The sequence below is a fragment of the Tardiphaga sp. OK245 genome, from assembly GCF_900108575.1.
GTDB classification, from domain to species: Bacteria; Pseudomonadota; Alphaproteobacteria; order Rhizobiales; family Xanthobacteraceae; genus Tardiphaga; species Tardiphaga robiniae.
Window position 1 is genome coordinate 912,082 of sequence record NZ_FNWZ01000001.1, and the last position, 18,718, is coordinate 930,799.

The following is an 18,718-nucleotide window of genomic DNA, read 5'->3' on the forward strand; positions in this document are numbered from 1 at the left end:
CAGGCGCCGGCCCCATCGCCACCGCTGGCAATGGCCAGCGAAGTGCGGTTCGGTGTAAGCAAATGAGCTTGCCCGCATCTTCACTGGATCGATGCCTTGGAACTGAGACAGCTTCGCTATTTCGTCAACGTGGTCGACATGGGCAGCCTGTCGAAGGCTGCGGTGCTGCTCGCGGTGTCGCAGCCCTCGCTGAGCCAGCAGATCGCCGCGATGGAGCACGATCTGGGCGTGCCGCTTCTGCTGCGGAGCGCGACGGGCGTGAAGCCGACCGATGCGGGCGCCAAACTGTATCGTCATGCCCGCATCGTATTGCGGCAGATGCAGGAGCTCACGGCCGACATTGCTGACGAGGGTAGCGGCGCCGTCGGACCCGTGGCCGTCGGCCTTCCCACCAGCATCGCTTCAGTGCTCGCCGTGCCGCTGGTGGAGCGCCTGCGGCACGACCATCCCCGCGTGAAGCTCCAGCTCTTCGAGAGCTTCAGCGGCTATCTCAACGAGCTGCTGGCCAATGGCCGCCTCGACATGGCCATCCTGTTTCGCGGCTCCGACGCGCCGGGCATGACCGTCAGGCCGCTGTTTACCGAGCAATTGTCCGTATTCGGCGCCCCCGATATAGGCGATCCCGAAGCGACGACCTGCGATCTCGCATCCCTAGCCGATGTCCCGATGGTCCTTCCGGACAGAACCAACGGGCTGCGCCTTCTCGTCGAGCAAGCGTTCTCGGAAGCCGGCGTGCCGCTGAATGTGATGTCCGACATCGACTCCCTGCCGGTTATGATGAAACTTGTGCGCAACGGCACCGCCGCGACGATCAACTCCTCCGGGGTCGCCCGGGTCGCAGAAACACCCATCCTGTCGAGACGGCTGGCGAACCCCGCCATCAATCGCACAGTGGGTCTCTGCCTGCCCACCGGCATTCCGCAGACCGCGGCCGCACTGGCCGCGGAAGAGACCATCCGCACACTGGCGCGCGAACATGCCGCGATCTGGGACAAGGCCCCTGACTGACACGCCATTGGTTCAGCCTATACCGGCAATGGCGAACCAGTATGCCCCCTGCGTGCACCGACGCGGTTAAGAGTGCCCGGAGCAATACTGTCGGGACAGCAGATGGATCAAGAAAAGCGCGCCTTGCCCCTGTCGGGCGTCACCGTGGTATCGCTCGAACAGGCGATTGCTGCGCCCTTGGCCAGCCGACATCTGGCGGATTGGGGCGCCCGCGTTATCAAGATCGAGCGGCCGGGACGCGGCGATTTCTGCAGGGATTACGACTTCGTCCTGAACGGCATGTCGAGCCAGTTCGTCTGGACCAACCGGTCGAAGGAAAGCCTGGCGCTCGACATCAAGCAGCCGCAGGACCGCGACGCGCTGGAAAGCCTGCTCGCCGGTGCCGACGTCTTTCTGCAGAACCTGGCGCCGGGAGCGGCGCAGCGGCTGGGGCTGGATGCCAAGGCGCTGGTTGAGCGCTTTCCCCGCCTGATCGCCTGCGACATCTCCGGCTACGGATCGGGCGGGCCGTATAGCGACAAAAAGGCATATGACCTGCTGGTGCAATGCGAGACCGGCCTGCTCTCGATCAACGGTTCAGAAGACCATCCCGCCAAGGGCGCCATCGCCATCGCGGATATCGCCACCGGCATGTATGTGCTGAACGGCGTTCTGATGGCGCTCTATGCGCGCGAACGCACCGGGCGCGGCACCGCCTTCGAGGTGTCGCTGTTCGATGCGATGACCGAATGGATGAGCTATCCCTCGCTCTATACAGCGGGCGCCGGAAAGCCGCTGAAACGGACCGGCATGCGCCACGCCACGATCGCGCCCTACGGTCCGTTTCGCGCCGGCGACGGCAAGACGGTGTTTTTCGGAATCCAGAACGAACGCGAATGGCTCTCGCTCTGCACGAACGTGCTGGACGATGCCGATCTCGCCATCGATCCGCGATTCGTGACCAATCCGGATCGCATGACCAACCGCGACGAGCTCGAACGTCTGATCGAAAGCCGCATTGCCGGCACCACCAGCGACCAATTGCTGGCCCAGTTAGAGCTGGCCTCGATCGCCAATGCGCGCCTCAACAGCGTCGAGGAATTTCTCGATCACCCGCAACTGCACAGCCGCCATCGCGTCGTCGATGTTGAAACGCCGAACGGTGCTGTCACCAGCTATCTCCCGGCCATCACGATCCCCGGCCTGACGCCGCAGATGGGTCCGGTCCCCGCGGTCGGGCAGCACACCGACGCGATCCTCTCTGAACTCCGAGAACGAGCCCGCTTATGAGCGCCCCTCGACTGACGCGGACCTATCTTGCCGTACCGGCGCATCGCGAACGCATGGTCGAGCGCGCCGCGGGATCTGCGGCGGACGCCGTGTTTCTCGATCTCGAAGACGCTGTCCCCGTCGGCGAAAAGAACGCCGCCTTGCGGACGGCGATCGATGCCATCACGCGGCTGGACTGGGGGCAGAAGACCGTCACGGTTCGCATCAATGCGATCGACAGCCCGTCCATCGCGGAGGAAGTCGAAAAACTGTCCGGCCTCGCAAGACTGGACGCCGTCTTGCTGCCGAAAGCGGAACGCGTGACCGATGTGATCGGCATCGGCGAGCGGCTGTCGCAGCATCGCGGCGACCGAAACCATCCGCTGGAGCTTGAGCTCCTGATCGAAACCGCGCTCGGCGTGGTCAATGTCGATGCCCTCGCCGCTGCGCATGCGACGGTCACCGCGCTGCATTTCGGTGTCGGCGATTTCAGCGCCTCGATCGGCGCGCGCAGCGACGAGATCGGATTGTCCCCGCGCGGCTACAGGCACGTCGCCTCCGCAGCAGAGGAGCACCGGGAAACAGCGCTCGACCTCTTCGCCTATCCAATGATGCGGATTCTGATTGCGGCGCGCGCCTTCCAGCTGAGGGCGATCGACGGGCCTTTTGGCGCATTCCGGGACCACCAAGGCACGCTCGGCTCCGCCGTCAAGGCGGCAAGCATGGGCTATGACGGCAAGCAGGTGATCCATCCCGACCAGATCGAGCCGACGCGGTCCGCATTCGTCCCGTCAGTCAGCGACATCGCCTCGGCGAAACGCGTCATCGAAGCGATGCGCACCGCCGAACGGGACGGGCACGGCGCCGTGACACTGGACGGCCGGATGCTCGATCTCGCCAATGTGAGAATGGCCGAGCGCATCCTTCGCTTTGCGTCATAAAGGACCAGGCCCCGTCCGCTGGCGCTTGCTTCTCGCAAGCACACGTTGCTGCATCGTTGGATGGCTTGCAACAACTCGCTGAGGATGAGAATTGACAGCGGCACGATCAGACACGGCATCATCTCGCGTACTAGGCCGGCGGAATGCGAGTCATATGCGCATCCCCGACCCTCCCCTCATGGAATCGCAAAGGGATCGAATGACGACTTTGCACCAGAAGCGGTCATCCCATGGCACGATCGTTCTTGAAGCAACTGCGGGTTAGATCTTGCGATGCATCGCACGCCAGTCGTTGGGCGTCATCGCCGTCGCATTTCGGAACACGCGATAGAATGTTGCGATGCTGTCGTATCCGCACGCATAGGCAACTCTAGTGCTTTTAAGCTTGGCGTGAGCTAAGAGCGATCGCGCGGCGCCAAGAGTTCCAATCCTTTCTTTCAGCACACGTCTCTCATCACAATTATTCGTTGATTTGAGAGCAGTTCAGAGAACGCGGAGCTGCCGGCGAGAGTCGTTTCACCGACCGTTCCTCCGTTTTCTCTCGTCGCGTCGCTCACCACCGATGGAGTTCGTCACGTCATCATTGGACGATCCGTTGGTGTTGGTTCTCCCGCCAGCACTGCCGGCGACGATTCCGGTTGGAGCCGGCGATCTCGGCGGCTCCTGGAAGAGGCTATCGAAGGAGGACCTCGCACTGCCGACAGGAGACGGCGACATCGTATTGGCCGTTGGCGCGGCCGGGTTGACCACGGCGATCTGACCGGGGGGTGGCGCGAGTGAGACGTTGAACGACTTGATTGTGAAAACCGCCCCGACATAGCTCAGCGCATAGTTCGGCGAAACGCCGAGCGAGCCTAGCCGAATGGCATAGTCGCCCACCACATCACCCAGCGCGCGCTCCAGCGAGCCGGAGAAGCGGTCGCCGTTGAACAGCGTGCCGCCGGTGAGACGATAGGTCAGCGCCGGATCAAGCTCTGCGAACATCTTGCTCTGGGGATCTGCGGTGACTGTCAGCGGCGCGGCCGTCACGATCCAGACGCCACTGTTGCGGGCCGAGATCGCATAGTTCGGATTGGTCAGCGTTCCGGCTACGTCGAGCAAATAGGGATTGCCCGCGACGCCGGTCCGGCCGGTGATGCCGAACGAATTGACGAGCCCGGTCAAAACCTCAATCCCCTGACCGTTCTGCAAACCGATGGCCGACAGGCCGGGATTGAGCGGCGAACTGCCATAGACCGATGTGCCGCCATTGGCCGTGACAACAATGGAGGCTGGCGTGACGGTCCAGCTACCCGGATTGAACGCGGAGACCTGATAGTTTGGATTGGCCAGCGTGCCGAGCACGCTGAGCGCATATGGCCCATGTGCCACGCCGCTGGTCGCGGTAATGCCGAACGAGTTGCGAAGGCCCGCAAGAACGTCGACGCCCTCGTTATTCTGCAAGCCGGTGGCCGACAGACCAGGATTGAGCGGCGAGCTGCCATAGACCGATGTGCCGCCATTGGCCGAGACCACGATAGACGCCGGTGTGACGGTCCAGCTGGCGTCGTTGCGCGCCGCCACGCGATAATTCGCATTGGTCAGTGCTCCCGCCACGCTGAGCGTATACGGACCGCCAGCCACGCCCGTCGTCGGCAGGATGCCGAACGAGTTGCTCAGGCCGGTCAGGGCATCGACATCCTGACCGTTCTTCAAACCATTCGCCGAGAGGCCCGGATTGGACGGCGACTGGCCATAGACCGAGCTGCCACCATTCGCCGACACGATGATGTCCGCCGCAGTGACCGACAGCAAACCGCCGGCATAGCTGATTGTGTAATTGCCGAGGCCATTGCCGAGCGCATTGCTGGCCGTGATCCCGTAGGGCGCGCCCGTCACATTCGCCAATGCATCCGCGCCGAGGCTCGCCAGCGTCACGCCGGTCACGCGGTCGGTGCCATAAAGCGTGCCGCCGATGCTGTAACCGCTGCTGCCGAGGGCGAGCGTATCGCCATAGGTCTTGGACTGGTCGTTCGCCGTGATGGTCAGCGCCGCCTTGGTGATGTTACCGATATTGCGGCTATTGTTGACGACCAGCGTGTAGTTGCCGGCCGCGCTGCCGGTGAGGCCGCCGGAACCGAGATTGAACGAGACGGTCTTGCCGCTTCCAGCATTGGCATTGTCATAGGTGCCCGAGGTCGGCAGGTTCGTCACCGACAGCAGGCCGGAATCGCCCACCACCACATTGCTCAGCGTGAAATTGTTGGTGCCGAGCGCGGCGGTGTTGGTGCCGTCATACTGCTTCTCCACCGTGCCGGTGAGCGACAGCGTCACGGTGCGCTTGGCGATGCTGTAATCGTTCCCGACGAAACTCACCCGATAGTTCGAGGATGCGGCGAGCGAGCCCTGATTGATGGCATAGTTGCGGGCATTCTCGCCCGCGGCGCGGCCGATCGTGCCGGTGAGACTGTCGCCATTCACCAACGATCCACTGGTCACCTGCCAGGTGAGGGCGGAACCTGTGTCGCCATAGGTCTTGCCCTGACCGGCATCGGCCGCCACCGTGATCGCACGCTGCGTCACCGTCAGTTGCCCGCTCGGCAGATTGACGATGCGATAGGTCGATCCGTCATTGCTGACGGGCTGGAGCTGGGTAGGACGGTTGGTCACATACGGCGTCATGCGCAGCCATGCCACGCCATCGCCAATAGTCACGCCCATCGGAACCAGGAAGAAGTCCGACGTACCGGTAAGAACGATCGCACCATTGCCGTTGACCGTGGCGGATACGCCGTTCTGCGAGGTGAACTGATTGATGCGATCCGCGATCTGCTGCGCGGTCGAATTCCGATCCCACAGGATGTCGTTCCCGTTGTTGATCCGCATGCCGAGATATTGCGGTCCAAACCCGCCCTGGCTCGGGGCACCAGCGCCGACAGCCTGCGGCGGCAGGACGGTCATCCCCGCCGTCACGGCATAGGTACCGACGCCCGACGACTGATTGGCGGTAGTGCTCAGGGCAAGCGGAATCTTGTTCGGCGTATCGTAGTTTTTGAGGCCGTAGATCATCGCCGCCAGCGTCGTATTGGCATCGCCATACATGCGCGTGGCATTCGATGTCTCGACGACGGCGACGTGATTGGCCCAGTAGAATTCCGGATAGCGCGCGACGCCGTCCGACTGGCCCGCGCTGTTCGACGGGATCCAGACGTTGCGATAATCCCAGCCGGTATAGACGGTGCGGAACGTGTTGAGATCCTGCATCTGCGCCGTGGTCAGGCCGGTGCCGACGAAGGTCTGGCCACGATTGGGATTGAGCCAGGACGGATTCGAGACGCTGGAATCGTAATACGTATTGGTGACCGTTCCCGTCCGCCCGTTGTCGCTTACATTGCGCCCGACGACCGAGCCGACAAAGTGCACCCCATAGTTCCAGGCTCGGTCGAGCCGCCCGGTCGTATAGGAATTAATGATGGTGCCCGTGCCGTCATTGGTCGCATTGGTACCGACGAGACCGCCGATCGTGCCATTGCCGCGCACGAGGCCCGTCGCATAGGAATTGACGATCCGCCCGGGTCCGCCGTTTTCGTTCACGTTGACGCCGGCGAGGCCGCCCCCTTGGCCGACAAAGGTGACGTAATCAGACTGCTGGCCAACAGCCTCGACCGCGACTGTGCTGTAGGACTCTTCGATCGTGCCGCGATTGTAGCCGACCAGGCCGCCGGCGGCCCAGTTCGAATAGACCCCGCTCGCGTCATCGCTGCGCGACGCCCATGAGCGGAAGATCGTGCCGTCGCTCACGCCAGCGATCGAGCCGGCAGATCCCCAGTCGGCTATGATCCTGCTATCGACGACGCCGAGATTCTTCACCACGCTGCCGGATGCCAGATAGGCAAACACGCCCGCATGATTGCCGTCGGTCATATTCACGAAGAGGTTTCTGATCGCGTGACCCTGGCCGTCCAATGTTCCGGTGAACGAGGCTGCCGTTTTCGCGTAGTCGGCGTACTGTCCCGACTGCGAATATCCTGTCTCGCCCAGCGTATAAACAGTCGTGTAGACCTCGCGCACTCCATTGTTCCAGACCTCATACGAATCGGACGGTCGATTCTCGCCAAATTGCAGGCGCATGAAGTACTTCGTCGTGTAACCGCTATAGCTGATCGGCGAGATCGGCGAGAAGGCGTTGCCCTTCCACATCCCGGTGGACAATTCTGCCGACGCGTTGATGTCGCGCGCAAGCTTGTAACTGGCAGCACCGTTCATATTCACCAGTTGCAACTGGTGCAGGTTCTGGATGTTGGTCGAATATTCGGCCTTCAGGAACGGGCGCGTATAGCCGTCCACCATGTACCAGTGGGAGTGAAAGTTGCCTTCCTGGTATCCATTGAGATAGTTCGGGTCGTTGAAATTGCTGTAGGAGTTGAGCGAATACGGGCTGTTGTCGGAATTCGTGTTCAGCGCAGCAACATATTGAATCTGCTCCGACGTCCAGCCGCCGGGCATGTCGTGATAGGAGCGACCGAAGGCGCGGCTGGTGCCGGACGTGGCCTGATCCCAGTAAACATGCCAGATGCGTGCTGACTGGCTGTGCTGGGAATTGAAGCTTTCCATCGTATCCCAGTCGCGGAACTGGTTGCGCCCGACGATGCCACCCACATTGGTGCCGGACACCACGCCCGCGAAATACGAATCTTGAAGCGACGCGAAGCCCATCACGCTCCATTGATTTTCGCCAACAAGACCGCCGGTCCAGCTCGTGCCGTTCACGCTGGCAAGCGAATAAGTCCAGCGGACCATGGCGCCTTCGCCATTGATGCCGGCAATGCCACCTGCCGTCGCGCCGGTGACCGAGCCGGCCGAATAGGAGTCCTGGATGGTACCGTAATTGTAGCCGGCGATGCCGCCAACAACATAGCCGCGGATGGCACCGGTCGAATAGGAGCCGCCATTGATGATGCCATTATTGCGTGCCACCAGACCGCCCGCGCCCAGCGAACTGGCGATGTTGGTCACGCTCGCCGTCGAATAAACATTCGTCAGCGTGCCATTGTTCTCTGCGGCGATCGAACCGACATAGCTGGCATTGCCACTGAACGAACCGCCGATGATACCGACATTCCGGATCGTGCCATTGTTCTGGTAGAACACGCCGACATCGCCACCGCCGACCTGCCCTTCGCCGCGGCGTTGGTACATGTTCAGGATCGCATAGCCGCGGCCATCGAGCGTACCGGTGAAGCCCTGATAGGGGCGACCATCTCCAAACGCACCGATCGGATCGAAGCCGCGGCAGATGCCGCTCAGACAGGTCCAGGTCGACGTCACGCTGGCATCGATGTCCCGGCCCAGCGCGTAGGTACCGCCGAGATTGGATTCGATTCCCTTCAATTGGTAGACATCATTCACCAGCATATACGCTGCCACGGTCGCGCCGTAGCCGCTCTGCGTGATGCTGGAATAGTTGATCGTATTGGCGTAGCTGCCGGTTGCCGCATAGGGATTGTAAAAGATTTCGACGGGCGTGGCCGTATTCACCCGCGCATTGGACGCGAAGTTGACGAGGCCGTTGTCGGAGCGGAGCGTCACCGAAGTCAGCGCACTGTTGAAGTTGGAAATGTGATCGTTGATCTGGATATTTCCGGCCGACCGCAGATTGATCGTGTCGAACGAGCCCAGCGAGTTGGTGGTGATCGCACCACCCGACGTGATCGATATATTGCCGCCGACAATGCTGCCGATCCTTCCGGCAGTGACGTCGCCCGACGCCACGATCGATGTCGAGGTCGAGGCCGCCGTCCCTGTTGCGCGAATGCTGCCTTCGAAAGTGAGCGAGCCGCCGATCACCAGCGATATATCGCGCCCAATGAGGTCGCCGGTTACCAGATTGCCGTTGTTGGTGAATGCCACCGAACCGGGAGTAAACGGCTGTGGGTCTTCGTTCCCCCAGCCCACACTCGCTGTATCGCTCGACAGCCGGCCGACGACATTACCGGCGCTGGTCAGTGATACCGACGTGAACGTCATCGGGAGCACCAGGTTAGACACCATGATCGGCGCGGTCTGCGAGATGCTGCCGGGCGACGTCAGCCACAGCGTCCCGTTGCGGCCGGATATCGTGCCGTTGATCTGGATGTCGCGATAGGCATTGAGATACAGCGTATTGGCCGATGTCCAGGAGATCGGCGCATTGATGATGATATCGCCGGCGCCCTGCGTCTGGTTGCCCGGGCCGCTCGCGGACGATGCCGTGGTGATCAGCGTGACATTGGCCGCGCCGAGATTGGCGCCGATGGTCGCCGCCGCCGCGGAATCGATGGTCAGTGTGACCGGATCGAGCAGCCAGTCGCCGGTGCGGCCCTTCGGCGCTGACGCATCGACGCGGATGCCAGCGAAATCAAGCTGCTTGCCCGAGGTCTCAATGAGGCCGCCGTCGCCGCCATTGACACCGCCGCGCGCCGACAACGTACTGCGCACGCTGGTGAGACCGTCCGACCACAGCACGATCTTGCCGCCCTTGCCGCTGTCCAGCGCGTCGGCGCGGATCACCGTCGCCGAATCCGCCGTGACCTTGACGGCATGCTGGAAATCGCCGCGACCATAGGCATCGCCACCGATGCGAACGCCGCCGCCGCCGGCCGCGCCCGACGCGTCGATGCGCGCACCGGCCAGCGCGATCTCGGCGCCGCTGATGTCGATCTGGCCGCCTGTCTTTTTGGCAGCCACCTGATTGCGCGACTTGCCGGTCGCCGTGACACGGCCGGACACGTTGACGCGGCCACCCTCGCCGCCACCGAGCACGATGCGCCCGGCGCGGGTGCCGACCGAATTGGCGCGGATCGTGCCCGGGACGTTCACCGCATCGCGCAGGATGTTGTTCGCCGTGGCGGCGCTGAGGAACACCTGTCCGCCATCGGCACGGATCTTTCCGCTATTGGTCACCAGCGCCTTGCCGGTGCCATCGACGAGATTGCCAAGCTGGTTGGACGGTACAGCGACCGACAGGAAGCCGTCGCCGGACAGATCGAGCGTAATCATCTCGCCGGAGCCGAGACCGACCTTGCCGAGCCGCGCCGAAATGACGCCGTCATTGGCGACGCGGCCACCGAGCAACGCTGCGAAGCCGCCGTCGGACACGTTGATGCGGCCGGCATTGGTGACAACAGCCGAGGAGCCGTTACCGGTAAACTTGTATTTGCCCGATAGGAAGTCCTCGTTCCTGATGTCGAGCGTTGAGGCCGCGAAAGAGCCAGTATTGACGACACCCGTATTAGTGATCGCGATACCGTTCGGATTAACCAGCAGCACGGTGCCGGGCGCGTTGATCGTGCCGGCGATGCTGGAGGGCGTGGTACCCGTAACGCGGTTGAGGGTGGCAGCCGCCGCGCTCGGCTGGTTGAAGTTGACGGTGCCACCGGCACCGATCGAGAACGAATTCCAGTTGATGATGGCGCTGTTCGAGGATTGGTTGACGTTCAGCGTCCCGTTCGACGGCGCGGCGATACTCGCGGCGCCATGGGTCACGGTGCCTCCGCCCGGCAGCGTCTGCGCCAGTGCAATGCTGCCACTGAACACCACGCAGCCGAACACCAGCGGTGCGAAAGCCGCCCTCACGCTGCCGCGGATCGGCGTCACGTCATATGTCTGTGTCATGCCCAGCTCCTGTCACCTGCACGGGCGCCGTTGACCGGCGCTCCCGAGGTCGTCTTGTCTGCCCTGTTTAGAATTTGCCGCGCTCGATCCGCGCAATGTCGGGATCGTCGCGTTCAGCGATGTAGTTGATGATCAGCTTCGGCGGCCCCTTCGGGTCCGGCGACGTGGTCTGATTGCCTTCGCGCTGCATCTGGTATTTGACGCCATCGGCGATCAGCCGGACCGCCCCCTTCTTCTCATCCTCGCCGGCGAACAGCACAATCGTATTGTCGCCAACGGGAATGCCGGAGCGGAGCGTGTCCTTCTTCCAGACAAAGCCTGCGAGATAGCGCTCAAGACGCGTGCCGGCAGTGATCATCGCATTGGGATCGACCGGCGGCGTGGAGGCGACCTCGCCCCAGACGACATTGACCTGAATGAGCTTCTTCGACTTGTTGCCGAAGATGTAGGCGACCCGTGCAGCGCCCGGACCAGGATCGAGCGACGGCACAGCGACGGTCAGGACATCCGTGCCCTCGATGCTGTTCACGCTGCTCGCGATGTCGGTCCCCTTGACATTGAATGCCTTCGTCACGATGGCCCGCACCTCCGCCTCCGTCATGCCGAAACGGGCATCGCGGAATCCGGTGACTTCATATTTCGGTGCTTCCTGCTGCGCCCGGGCCGGCAAAACATCGACCACGCCCGCGACAATCGCGGCAACGAGGATCAACCGTGCCATCGCGCGCTTGAGCGCATGCGAAGCGGAATCACAACGAATGGAAGTGCCGAAACGATCTCTCACCTGCTCAACTCCTAAGCGATCAATTGCATTGGTTGAGCGCAGAACCGCCCCGGGCTGCGCAAACGCGGCCGATGCCCATGATACCAGCGTCTTATTAGGGGCTGGATGCAATCAGTTTCGAACACCGTGTGAACGCTCGTTCACATCGGCCATCAACGACCGTTATGGTTGATGCATGCCCAAACTATCCATGCATATATGCGCCGCGTCGCTGCAGCCTGACGATGCCAGTCGTCGGATTGCGCATGACCGACGGATGCATGCGCACTGCACGTGGGAAGTTCTGGGGCTGTCTTGATGTCTATTCGTTCGACAAAGAAATCCTTGGCGTTGATCGCAATCGCCTTGGGATCGCCGTGCAGCGGCGCGCTCGCTCAATCCCCCGCTCCCGCACCAAGCCTCGTACAACCACCCACGATTGCCACGCCGCCCGCATCGACTCGTATTACCTTGCCGCAAATCGCCGCCGGCTCAACCGTGCCGGACGCTGCCAAAAAGCTGACTTTCATCCTAACCGGGATCGACATCGAAGGCGAATTTGATGAGATCGCCATAGCGAGAAAAGAAGCCGCGGCGACGCTGCTGGGAAGGTCCGTTACGGTCGCAGATCTGTTCGGCCTTGCCGACAAGTTGCAGCAAGCCTATGTGCGCGCAGGCTACCCGCTCGTGCGCGTCGTCATCCTGCCCCAGGAACTTGATCGGCGCGCACGTGTAAAGCTGCGCGTCATTGACGGCTATGTCGAGAAATTCGATACCAGCACCCTGTCCGGAACATCGGCTGCTCGCGTTGCAGCCGTGCTGGCGCCGTTGCTCAACAAGCGACGCCTCACGCAGAGCGAACTCGAACGGCAATTGCTGATTGCGGGCGATACACCGGGTCTCGTTCTCAATGCCACTTTTGCTTCCGGCTCGGCCGTCGGCAGCTCTGTTCTGGTGCTTAGCGGCCGGTACAGGCCAGTCTCGGCGAGCCTCTATCTCGACAATGGCATGCCCAAATCCTTTGGCGAGTGGCAGGCGGCAACGTATTTCTCGCTCAACAATCTGACGGGATTTGGCGAACAGATCTCGATCTCCATCGCCGGACTGCCCGACAATGATTTCGTGACGCCCTATCCTACGCGCCGCTATCTCGGTGCAAACCTCGCCGTCCCACTCGGTATCGACGGCTGGCGGTTCGAACTCGGCGTCACCGATGGTCGCACGACCCCGCGGGTTGATGCGATATTCGCATCACAGGGTGTTTTCCGGCAAGGGCGCGCAAAACTCGCCTACGATATTGTCAAACGCCGCGACACCGAACTGAGCTTCAATGCGCGATTTGATCTCACAGATGAACAGGTCAGCACGCTGATTACGACACCGGCCACGCCGCTATCGCTTGACCGTACGCGCGTGCCACGCGTCGGCCTCGACGGCATCCTGCGACTACGCGAAAGCGGAACCACCCTCAGCTACACGGCAACCTATTCTCACGGCATCAATGCGCTTGGGGCCCGCTCCATAGCCGATGCAACGCCGTTGCTCCCACTTTCGCGGCAAGGCGCAGACGCCGAATTCAGCAAGCTCGACGGTCGCATCGACGTCATGCAAACGCTTCCCGAGAATCTGTTTCTCTCGGCAGGACTCGCAGGCCAGACATCATTCGGTCGCCCGATGCTCACATCCGAGCAGTTTCCGATCATTGGCACCAACATGCTGTCCGGCTTCGCCGCCGGCACGCTCGCCGGCGATACAGGCTGGGTGGGACGCGGAGAGTTCGGCTGGAGCACCCAGCTCCCGTTCATCGCCGAACCGCATGCAATCGTACCTTACGTCTTTGCAGCTACTGGCGAGCGCCGCTATGAAATGCCGACCGTATTGGAAATCCCCGTCATTCGCGCGAACAACTATGGTGGCGGTATGCGCTTCCAGCTCGCGCCGCAGGCACCCGACGCCCCGTCGCTGTCCGGCTTCGTGGAGCTGAGCGAACGACGCGCCAGCGCTTCCAGCCTCGACGGCTGGATGGTGTTCGCCGGCGGCTCGATCCGCTACTAGACTCCAGAGATGGCAACAACGGACAGATCACTTGCTTTCGGTCAGATGCCATTCCATTGATACGGCAGGAGCACAAGATGTCGGCGCCGGTCCCTTCATTTAACCGAGATTCGCAGCGCCGCGACCGGCTCCTGATCGTCGAGGACGACCCCGTGACGCGGGCCATGCTGGCCGGTTACTTCACCGATCACAACTTTGACGTCGCCGAAGCGGCAAATTGCGCTGAGTGCCGTCAGAAGATCAGGAAGAACGGCGCCGAGCTCGTTTTCATCGACGTTCAGCTTCCGGACGGCGATGGGTTCGAACTCGCGAGAGAGATCCAGAGCGTAAGCCAGGCCGGCATCATATTCGTCACGCGCCGCGATACCGAAGTTGATCGGATCCTTGGCCTCGAGGTGGCTGGCGATCACTACGTCACGAAGCCGATTAACCTGCGCGACCTGCTCGCGCGCGCTCGCTCGGTCCTCAGGCGCCGCGCGATCGAGCGTGACGCCGCGACCGCCGGCACCACGATCGTCTTCGGACGCTGGATCATCGATCTCGTGCGACGCGAACTGTCCACGCTCGGCGGCGAGCTGGTGCATCTCACGCGCGCCGAATTTGATCTGCTCGCAGCGCTGGTCGGCGCCGACGGCAGGCCGCTCAGCCGGGAGTATCTGATCGAAGTCGTCAGCAATCGGCAGACCGATGTCGATATACGTACCGTCGACGCCCTCGTTGCCAGACTCCGACGCAAACTCGCCAGCGGCAGCAACCAGCCCCTGATCACGACCGTGACGGGCATAGGTTACAAACTCATGCTCGAATCAAAGCGCTAGGCCTGTTCGGACTCTCGCAACCGTTCATTGAGCGCAGCGATAGATTCACGGCAGGTTGCCTCCAGCTGGACGGCAACAGCTTCAAGCGCATCTGCCGGCAATCGCGCCGCATCAGCCTCGATCCCGTTGCATTGGAAGAACAGACGTTCGAGACCGAGCGCACTGGCCGCACTGCCGATCCGATGCGCCAGGCGTTGCATGTGATGCCGATCCCCCATGCTGGCCGCTTCCACCATGCTCCGCGTCAGCGGAAGGCAGGTGTCAAGGAAGATGGTGCGCAGACCACGCAACCGGGGCACCCCTAGCAGTTCTTCCTGATCGTTAAAGAAATCGTCATCGATGAGAGAACCAGCGGTTAGCTCGGACGCACCAACCGGGGCGCCTGGCAGATCGTCGACACCCGCCTGCAAGGCTGATTGCAGCGCCTGTAGCGTGATCGGCTTGCCGACGCGCGCGCGGATGCCATTGGCAGTGAGCCGTCCCTGTGTGCGATCCGACAAGTCGGCTGTCAGTGCGATAATCCGTGGCGATCGATCAAGCTGCAGTTTCCGAATGAGCCTGGCCGTGGCAATGCCGTCCATCTCCGGCATATGCACATCCATGAGTACGACGTCGAAGGCACCTGAGCGAACGAGCTCCAGAGCCATGGCCCCACTCGATGCTACGACTGGCTCGTGACCGAGACGAACAAGGAGGGCATGCCCCACGTCGCGATTGACCGGATCGTCATCGACGAGCAGCACGGACAGCTTCGTCGCCGGAGGTCTCGTCTCGACAACGGCCGGCACCAGTTGCGCCCGATCGAGGGGAATGGACAGAGTAAACGTGCTTCCCTTGCCGAGTTCGCTGCGGACCGAGAGATTGCCGGCCATCAGCCGCGCCAACCGGCGGGAAATGGCGAGGCCAAGCCCCGTCCCGCCGAACCGACGCTCGATATCGCTGTCAGCCTGCACGAAGTCTTCGAAGATGCGCTCCTGAATATCCGGCGCGATTCCGATACCCGTATCCGTAACCGACAGATGGAGCATGCCGGGAGCATCCAGTGTATCGAATGCGAGATCGACCTGGACGCTACCTCGCGCGGTGAATTTGACAGCGTTGCCGAGTAAATTGAGCACCAATCGATTCAGCTTGATCGGGTCGCCGGCGACATCCACGGCCACATCGCCTCGCATCGACAGGCTCAACGTCAATCCCTTCGCCTCCGCCTCCTCCCTCAACAGATCCAGATCTGCTTCGATCAGTTGATCCAGGCGAAAACTGCGGAATTCGAGCTTGTCGGCGCCTGCTTCGAGGCGGGCATAGTCGAGAATCGATTCGATCAGTGCGAGCAGAGTATCGCCCGAGACCTTGGCGGCCGTGAGCAAGCGGATCTGACGCTCGTCCAGGCGGCTATTATCGAGCAATTGCAGCACGCCTATCACGCCGTTGAGCGGAGTCCGCAGTTCATGACTGACGACCGCGAGGAAGCGCGACTTGGTTTCATTGGCCAGTTCGGCCGCCTGTCGCGCGTGATGCGCTTCTGCCCGTTCCTCGATCGCTTGATCGCGCGCCTGCGCGAGCTCGGTCGTCCGCGCCACAACCCGTCCTTCAAGGGTCAGATATGACTCCCGCAGGCGCTCTGCCATCCGGTTGAACTGCTCACCCAAAGTCTGCAGTTCATCGCCCGTCCGAATGACGAGTTTCTGATCGAGATCGCCGCTTCCGATGCGTTCTGCACCTTCCGTCAACGCACGGATCGGATCGGCCATACGACGGCTGAGCAACAGCGCCGCGATAAACGCACAGAACAGCGAGACAAGCAGCAGCAGCGCCGAATTGAGCATCGACGCGTAGAGCGACGCATAGGCTTCGTGAGTTGGCAGTTCAACGAACACCTTCCAGCCGACCGGCGCGATGGATGTGTGAACCGAAAGAACGCGTTTTCCCGCCAGATCGGTGACGACGGAATCCGCATCGCTGCCTGCGCTTCCCGCGAGCGCGGACGCAACCTGCGAAAGCCCCGACAAGTCGGTGTTCTTGAGCACGAGGCGGAGATCGGGATGGGCAATCAGACGCCCCCTCGTATCGACGACGAAGGCATTGCCCTCATTGCCGACCTTGATCTGCGAGACGAGATCCCACATGAAGCGCAGATTGACATCGGCGATGATCACGCCGCCATCCGCGCCGCTCACGGCAACCGTGATATACGGCTCGGTCTCGCGGAAGAAGAAGATCGGCCCGTAATAGATGCCGCGTGCCTTCGCATCGACGAATGCGGGAGACTGCGAAAGGTCCGTATTGCTGCGGACCATGTCACGCACATAGCGCGACACGCGCAATTGCTCGCGACCTTGCGGATCGAGTTGGGCGATTTCGGAGATCGCCGGCGTCAGGCGCAGCAGGCGAATGCCGGTTATGCGCATTTCCTCCGGCGGAAGCATCTGCAGCGAGAGCTGGGATAACCAGACGAGCTGCCGCTCGATCTCCTTGAGGAACTGATCGATCTTGTCCGCCGCGGCGCTGGCCTGCTCGCGCTGCACAGCGATCAGCAGGCGCTGCTGCTCGCGATAGGAGAATATCGCGTCGATCACATTATTGGCGATCAGCGCCGCCGAAACGACCACCAGAAAGGACACGAGGTACTTGCGGAACAGACCGCCGCGCACCGGCGGTCGTGCATCGCGATCGGCGCCGATCACACTCATTCTATGATCTTGTCGGCGCGGGCCAGCAGCACCGGCGGCACCGTCAGGTTCAGTGACCTCGCGGTCTTGAGATTGATGATCAGCTGATAGGTGCGCGGCGATCGCACTGGCAGCTCCGCGGGCTTGGCGCCGCGCAAGATCAGGTCGATATATTCGACCATCGCCTCCACTAGCTCCGAGCGCTCCGACGCCGCCGATTCATACTTGAATCCATAGGAGACCAGGCCACCTTCACTCATGAAGAAGTGATAGGAATAGACCGCCGGGACCGCATTTGCCGCTACAGCGGATACGATCGCCTTGCGGTTGAGGACGGTGAACGCATCCGGTGTCACGACAAGTCCGCCGGCCGGTGCACCGCCGAGCCGGGCAATCTGCGCGGATATGTTGTCCGGATCCGAAATCGGAAGCGGGATGATGTCAACGCCGAAAGATGACGCCATCTCCCTCAACGGATCGAGATAGTAGTCGCCATTGCGCGGCGCGGAGAGCGGATTGAAGATCACACCGACGCGCTTGACGCGAGGTGCAAGCTCCAAAAGGATCTCCAGCCATTTGCTGCCCATCGATGGATGGCTGGTCGTGAAGCCCGTGGCATTTCCCCCAGGGCGCACCAGGCTCTGCACAAATCCGCTGCTGACCGGATCCGCGGCCGTCGAGAAGACGAGCGGAATGGTCTGGGTCTCGTTCAGAATGGCCTGCGCATCGAGCACACCACCCGTGATGATGAGATCCGGCGTCCGCGCCACGATCTGCTTGGCCATCGCCTTGCGTTGGACCGGATCGTTCAGACACGACAGCGCTTCATACTCGATCACGCGCCCATCGACCCATCCAAGCTCGCCAAGTCGGACCTTCATCGCTGCCAGGCGCGCAACGGTCATAGGCTCGTCATAGGCGGTGCTCAGCAGGAATGAGACGCGCCGCCGCTCGGGCGCCACCTGCGCGACGGCAAGGCGCGGCAGGGCCAAGATCGCAGCAAACGCAAGAACACTTCGTCGATCGAGCGCCATAGTCTTCCGCATGAGGAATTTCCCATTACAACAGCGAGACGTTGTCCCCGCGGGGAGCGGACGTCCAAGTACTCACTTTTCTCAAATACCCGAAATGGACGATCTGAGCGAGAACGATCAAAGCAGGTCGGGTTCGCTCGCCGCCGAGCTCTTGGCAGGGGCGGCCCGCCCTCTATCCCTCTATCAACAGGTTCGAGGATCATCCCAGCCAACGGACCTTCCTCGCTACCGAAACTGGCTATAATGGCCCCTGCAAGATCCGGTGGAGCTTCATTCTCTTTAGAGGCAGGGATGCTCCGCCTTTTCCGCCAGCCAGTGAGGGTGATCTCGCGTCGCCGCCCGACGGGAGAGAGCTTTAGACGGTCGAACTCGGCAAGCGCGCCGTGCGATTACGGGAATTACATGCTCGCTGGCTTTGCCAGCACCATCGGCTGGCCTGGAGCGTTGGTGCCCAAGGAGGGATACGCAACCACCGACACGACGAACCGCTGTTTGTCCTCAGTATGATGACGTGAGCATTGTTGGCTTAAGTCCGGTGCTCCGCTACCGC

The 18,718-nt window shown here is 61.9% G+C and carries 10 protein-coding genes; 5 read left to right on the forward strand and 5 right to left on the reverse strand.

Going from position 1 to position 18,718, the window contains the following annotated elements:
• The first annotated feature begins 96 nt into the window (after positions 1 to 96).
• The 3 genes from BLW80_RS04190 (at position 97) to BLW80_RS04200 (ending at position 3,197) form a co-directional block, all read left to right on the forward strand.
• Positions 97 to 1,008, forward strand: coding sequence for a LysR substrate-binding domain-containing protein (locus BLW80_RS04190; RefSeq protein ID WP_093756919.1), 912 nt, complete (start codon positions 97 to 99; stop codon positions 1,006 to 1,008).
• A 102-nt stretch (positions 1,009 to 1,110) separates the two neighbouring features.
• The gene (locus tag BLW80_RS04195; RefSeq protein ID WP_093756920.1) at positions 1,111 to 2,277 is read left to right on the forward strand and encodes a CaiB/BaiF CoA transferase family protein; all 1,167 of its coding nucleotides are present in this window, start codon (positions 1,111 to 1,113) and stop codon (positions 2,275 to 2,277) included.
• The gene (locus BLW80_RS04200; RefSeq protein WP_093756921.1) at positions 2,274 to 3,197 is read left to right on the forward strand and encodes an HpcH/HpaI aldolase/citrate lyase family protein; all 924 of its coding nucleotides are present in this window, start codon (positions 2,274 to 2,276) and stop codon (positions 3,195 to 3,197) included. The genes BLW80_RS04195 and BLW80_RS04200 overlap by 4 nt, the downstream gene beginning before the upstream one ends.
• 261 nt (positions 3,198 to 3,458) lie before the next feature.
• Here the strand turns inward: BLW80_RS04200 and BLW80_RS04205 are convergent, their stop codons facing one another.
• The 3 genes from BLW80_RS04205 to BLW80_RS04215 form a co-directional block, all read right to left on the reverse strand.
• A complete protein-coding gene (locus BLW80_RS04205) occupies positions 3,459 to 3,641 on the reverse strand; it encodes a helix-turn-helix domain-containing protein (RefSeq protein WP_093756922.1) in 183 nt (60 codons plus the stop codon).
• Positions 3,642 to 3,713: 72 nt separating this feature from the next.
• A complete protein-coding gene (locus BLW80_RS04210) occupies positions 3,714 to 10,829 on the reverse strand; it encodes an MBG domain-containing protein (protein WP_093756923.1) in 7,116 nt (2,371 codons plus the stop codon).
• Positions 10,830 to 10,896: 67 nt separating this feature from the next.
• Entirely contained in the window at positions 10,897 to 11,550 is a 654-nt protein-coding gene (locus BLW80_RS04215; protein ID WP_093756924.1) for a hypothetical protein, read from the reverse strand.
• Positions 11,551 to 12,063: 513 nt separating this feature from the next.
• Between BLW80_RS04215 and BLW80_RS04220 the strand changes: the two genes are divergently transcribed.
• The gene (locus BLW80_RS04220) at positions 12,064 to 13,647 is read left to right on the forward strand and encodes a ShlB/FhaC/HecB family hemolysin secretion/activation protein (RefSeq protein ID WP_170849570.1); all 1,584 of its coding nucleotides are present in this window, start codon (positions 12,064 to 12,066) and stop codon (positions 13,645 to 13,647) included.
• 77 nt (positions 13,648 to 13,724) lie between these two features.
• Positions 13,725 to 14,465 carry a response regulator transcription factor gene (locus tag BLW80_RS04225; protein WP_093756926.1) on the forward strand — a complete coding sequence of 247 codons (741 nt, stop codon included), beginning with the start codon at positions 13,725 to 13,727 and terminating at the stop codon, positions 14,463 to 14,465.
• Here the strand turns inward: BLW80_RS04225 and BLW80_RS04230 are convergent.
• Together BLW80_RS04230 and BLW80_RS04235 are read right to left on the reverse strand one after the other, a co-directional pair.
• Entirely contained in the window at positions 14,462 to 17,155 is a 2,694-nt protein-coding gene (locus BLW80_RS04230; protein ID WP_093756927.1) for a hybrid sensor histidine kinase/response regulator, read from the reverse strand. The two genes, BLW80_RS04225 and BLW80_RS04230, sit on opposite strands and share 4 nt — an antisense overlap.
• On the reverse strand, positions 17,152 to 18,180 hold the full coding sequence (locus tag BLW80_RS04235) for an ABC transporter substrate-binding protein (RefSeq protein WP_093756928.1): 1,029 nt from the start codon (positions 18,178 to 18,180) through the stop codon (positions 17,152 to 17,154). The genes BLW80_RS04230 and BLW80_RS04235 overlap by 4 nt, the downstream gene beginning before the upstream one ends.
• Positions 18,181 to 18,718: the final 538 nt, after the last annotated feature.

Excerpts from the sequence above, each read along its gene's own strand:
- BLW80_RS04195 (WP_093756920.1), top strand. The coding sequence starts at position 1,111 with ATGGATCAAGAAAAGCGCGCCTTGCCCCTGTCGGGCGTCACCGTGGTA.
- BLW80_RS04200 (WP_093756921.1), top strand. The coding sequence starts at position 2,274 with ATGAGCGCCCCTCGACTGACGCGGACCTATCTTGCCGTACCGGCGCAT.
- BLW80_RS04210 (WP_093756923.1), bottom strand. The coding sequence starts at position 10,829 with ATGACACAGACATATGACGTGACGCCGATCCGCGGCAGCGTGAGGGCG.
- BLW80_RS04215 (WP_093756924.1), bottom strand. The coding sequence starts at position 11,550 with ATGGCACGGTTGATCCTCGTTGCCGCGATTGTCGCGGGCGTGGTCGAT.
- BLW80_RS04225 (WP_093756926.1), top strand. The coding sequence starts at position 13,725 with ATGTCGGCGCCGGTCCCTTCATTTAACCGAGATTCGCAGCGCCGCGAC.
- BLW80_RS04230 (WP_093756927.1), bottom strand. The coding sequence starts at position 17,155 with ATGAGTGTGATCGGCGCCGATCGCGATGCACGACCGCCGGTGCGCGGC.
- BLW80_RS04235 (WP_093756928.1), bottom strand. The coding sequence starts at position 18,180 with ATGCGGAAGACTATGGCGCTCGATCGACGAAGTGTTCTTGCGTTTGCT.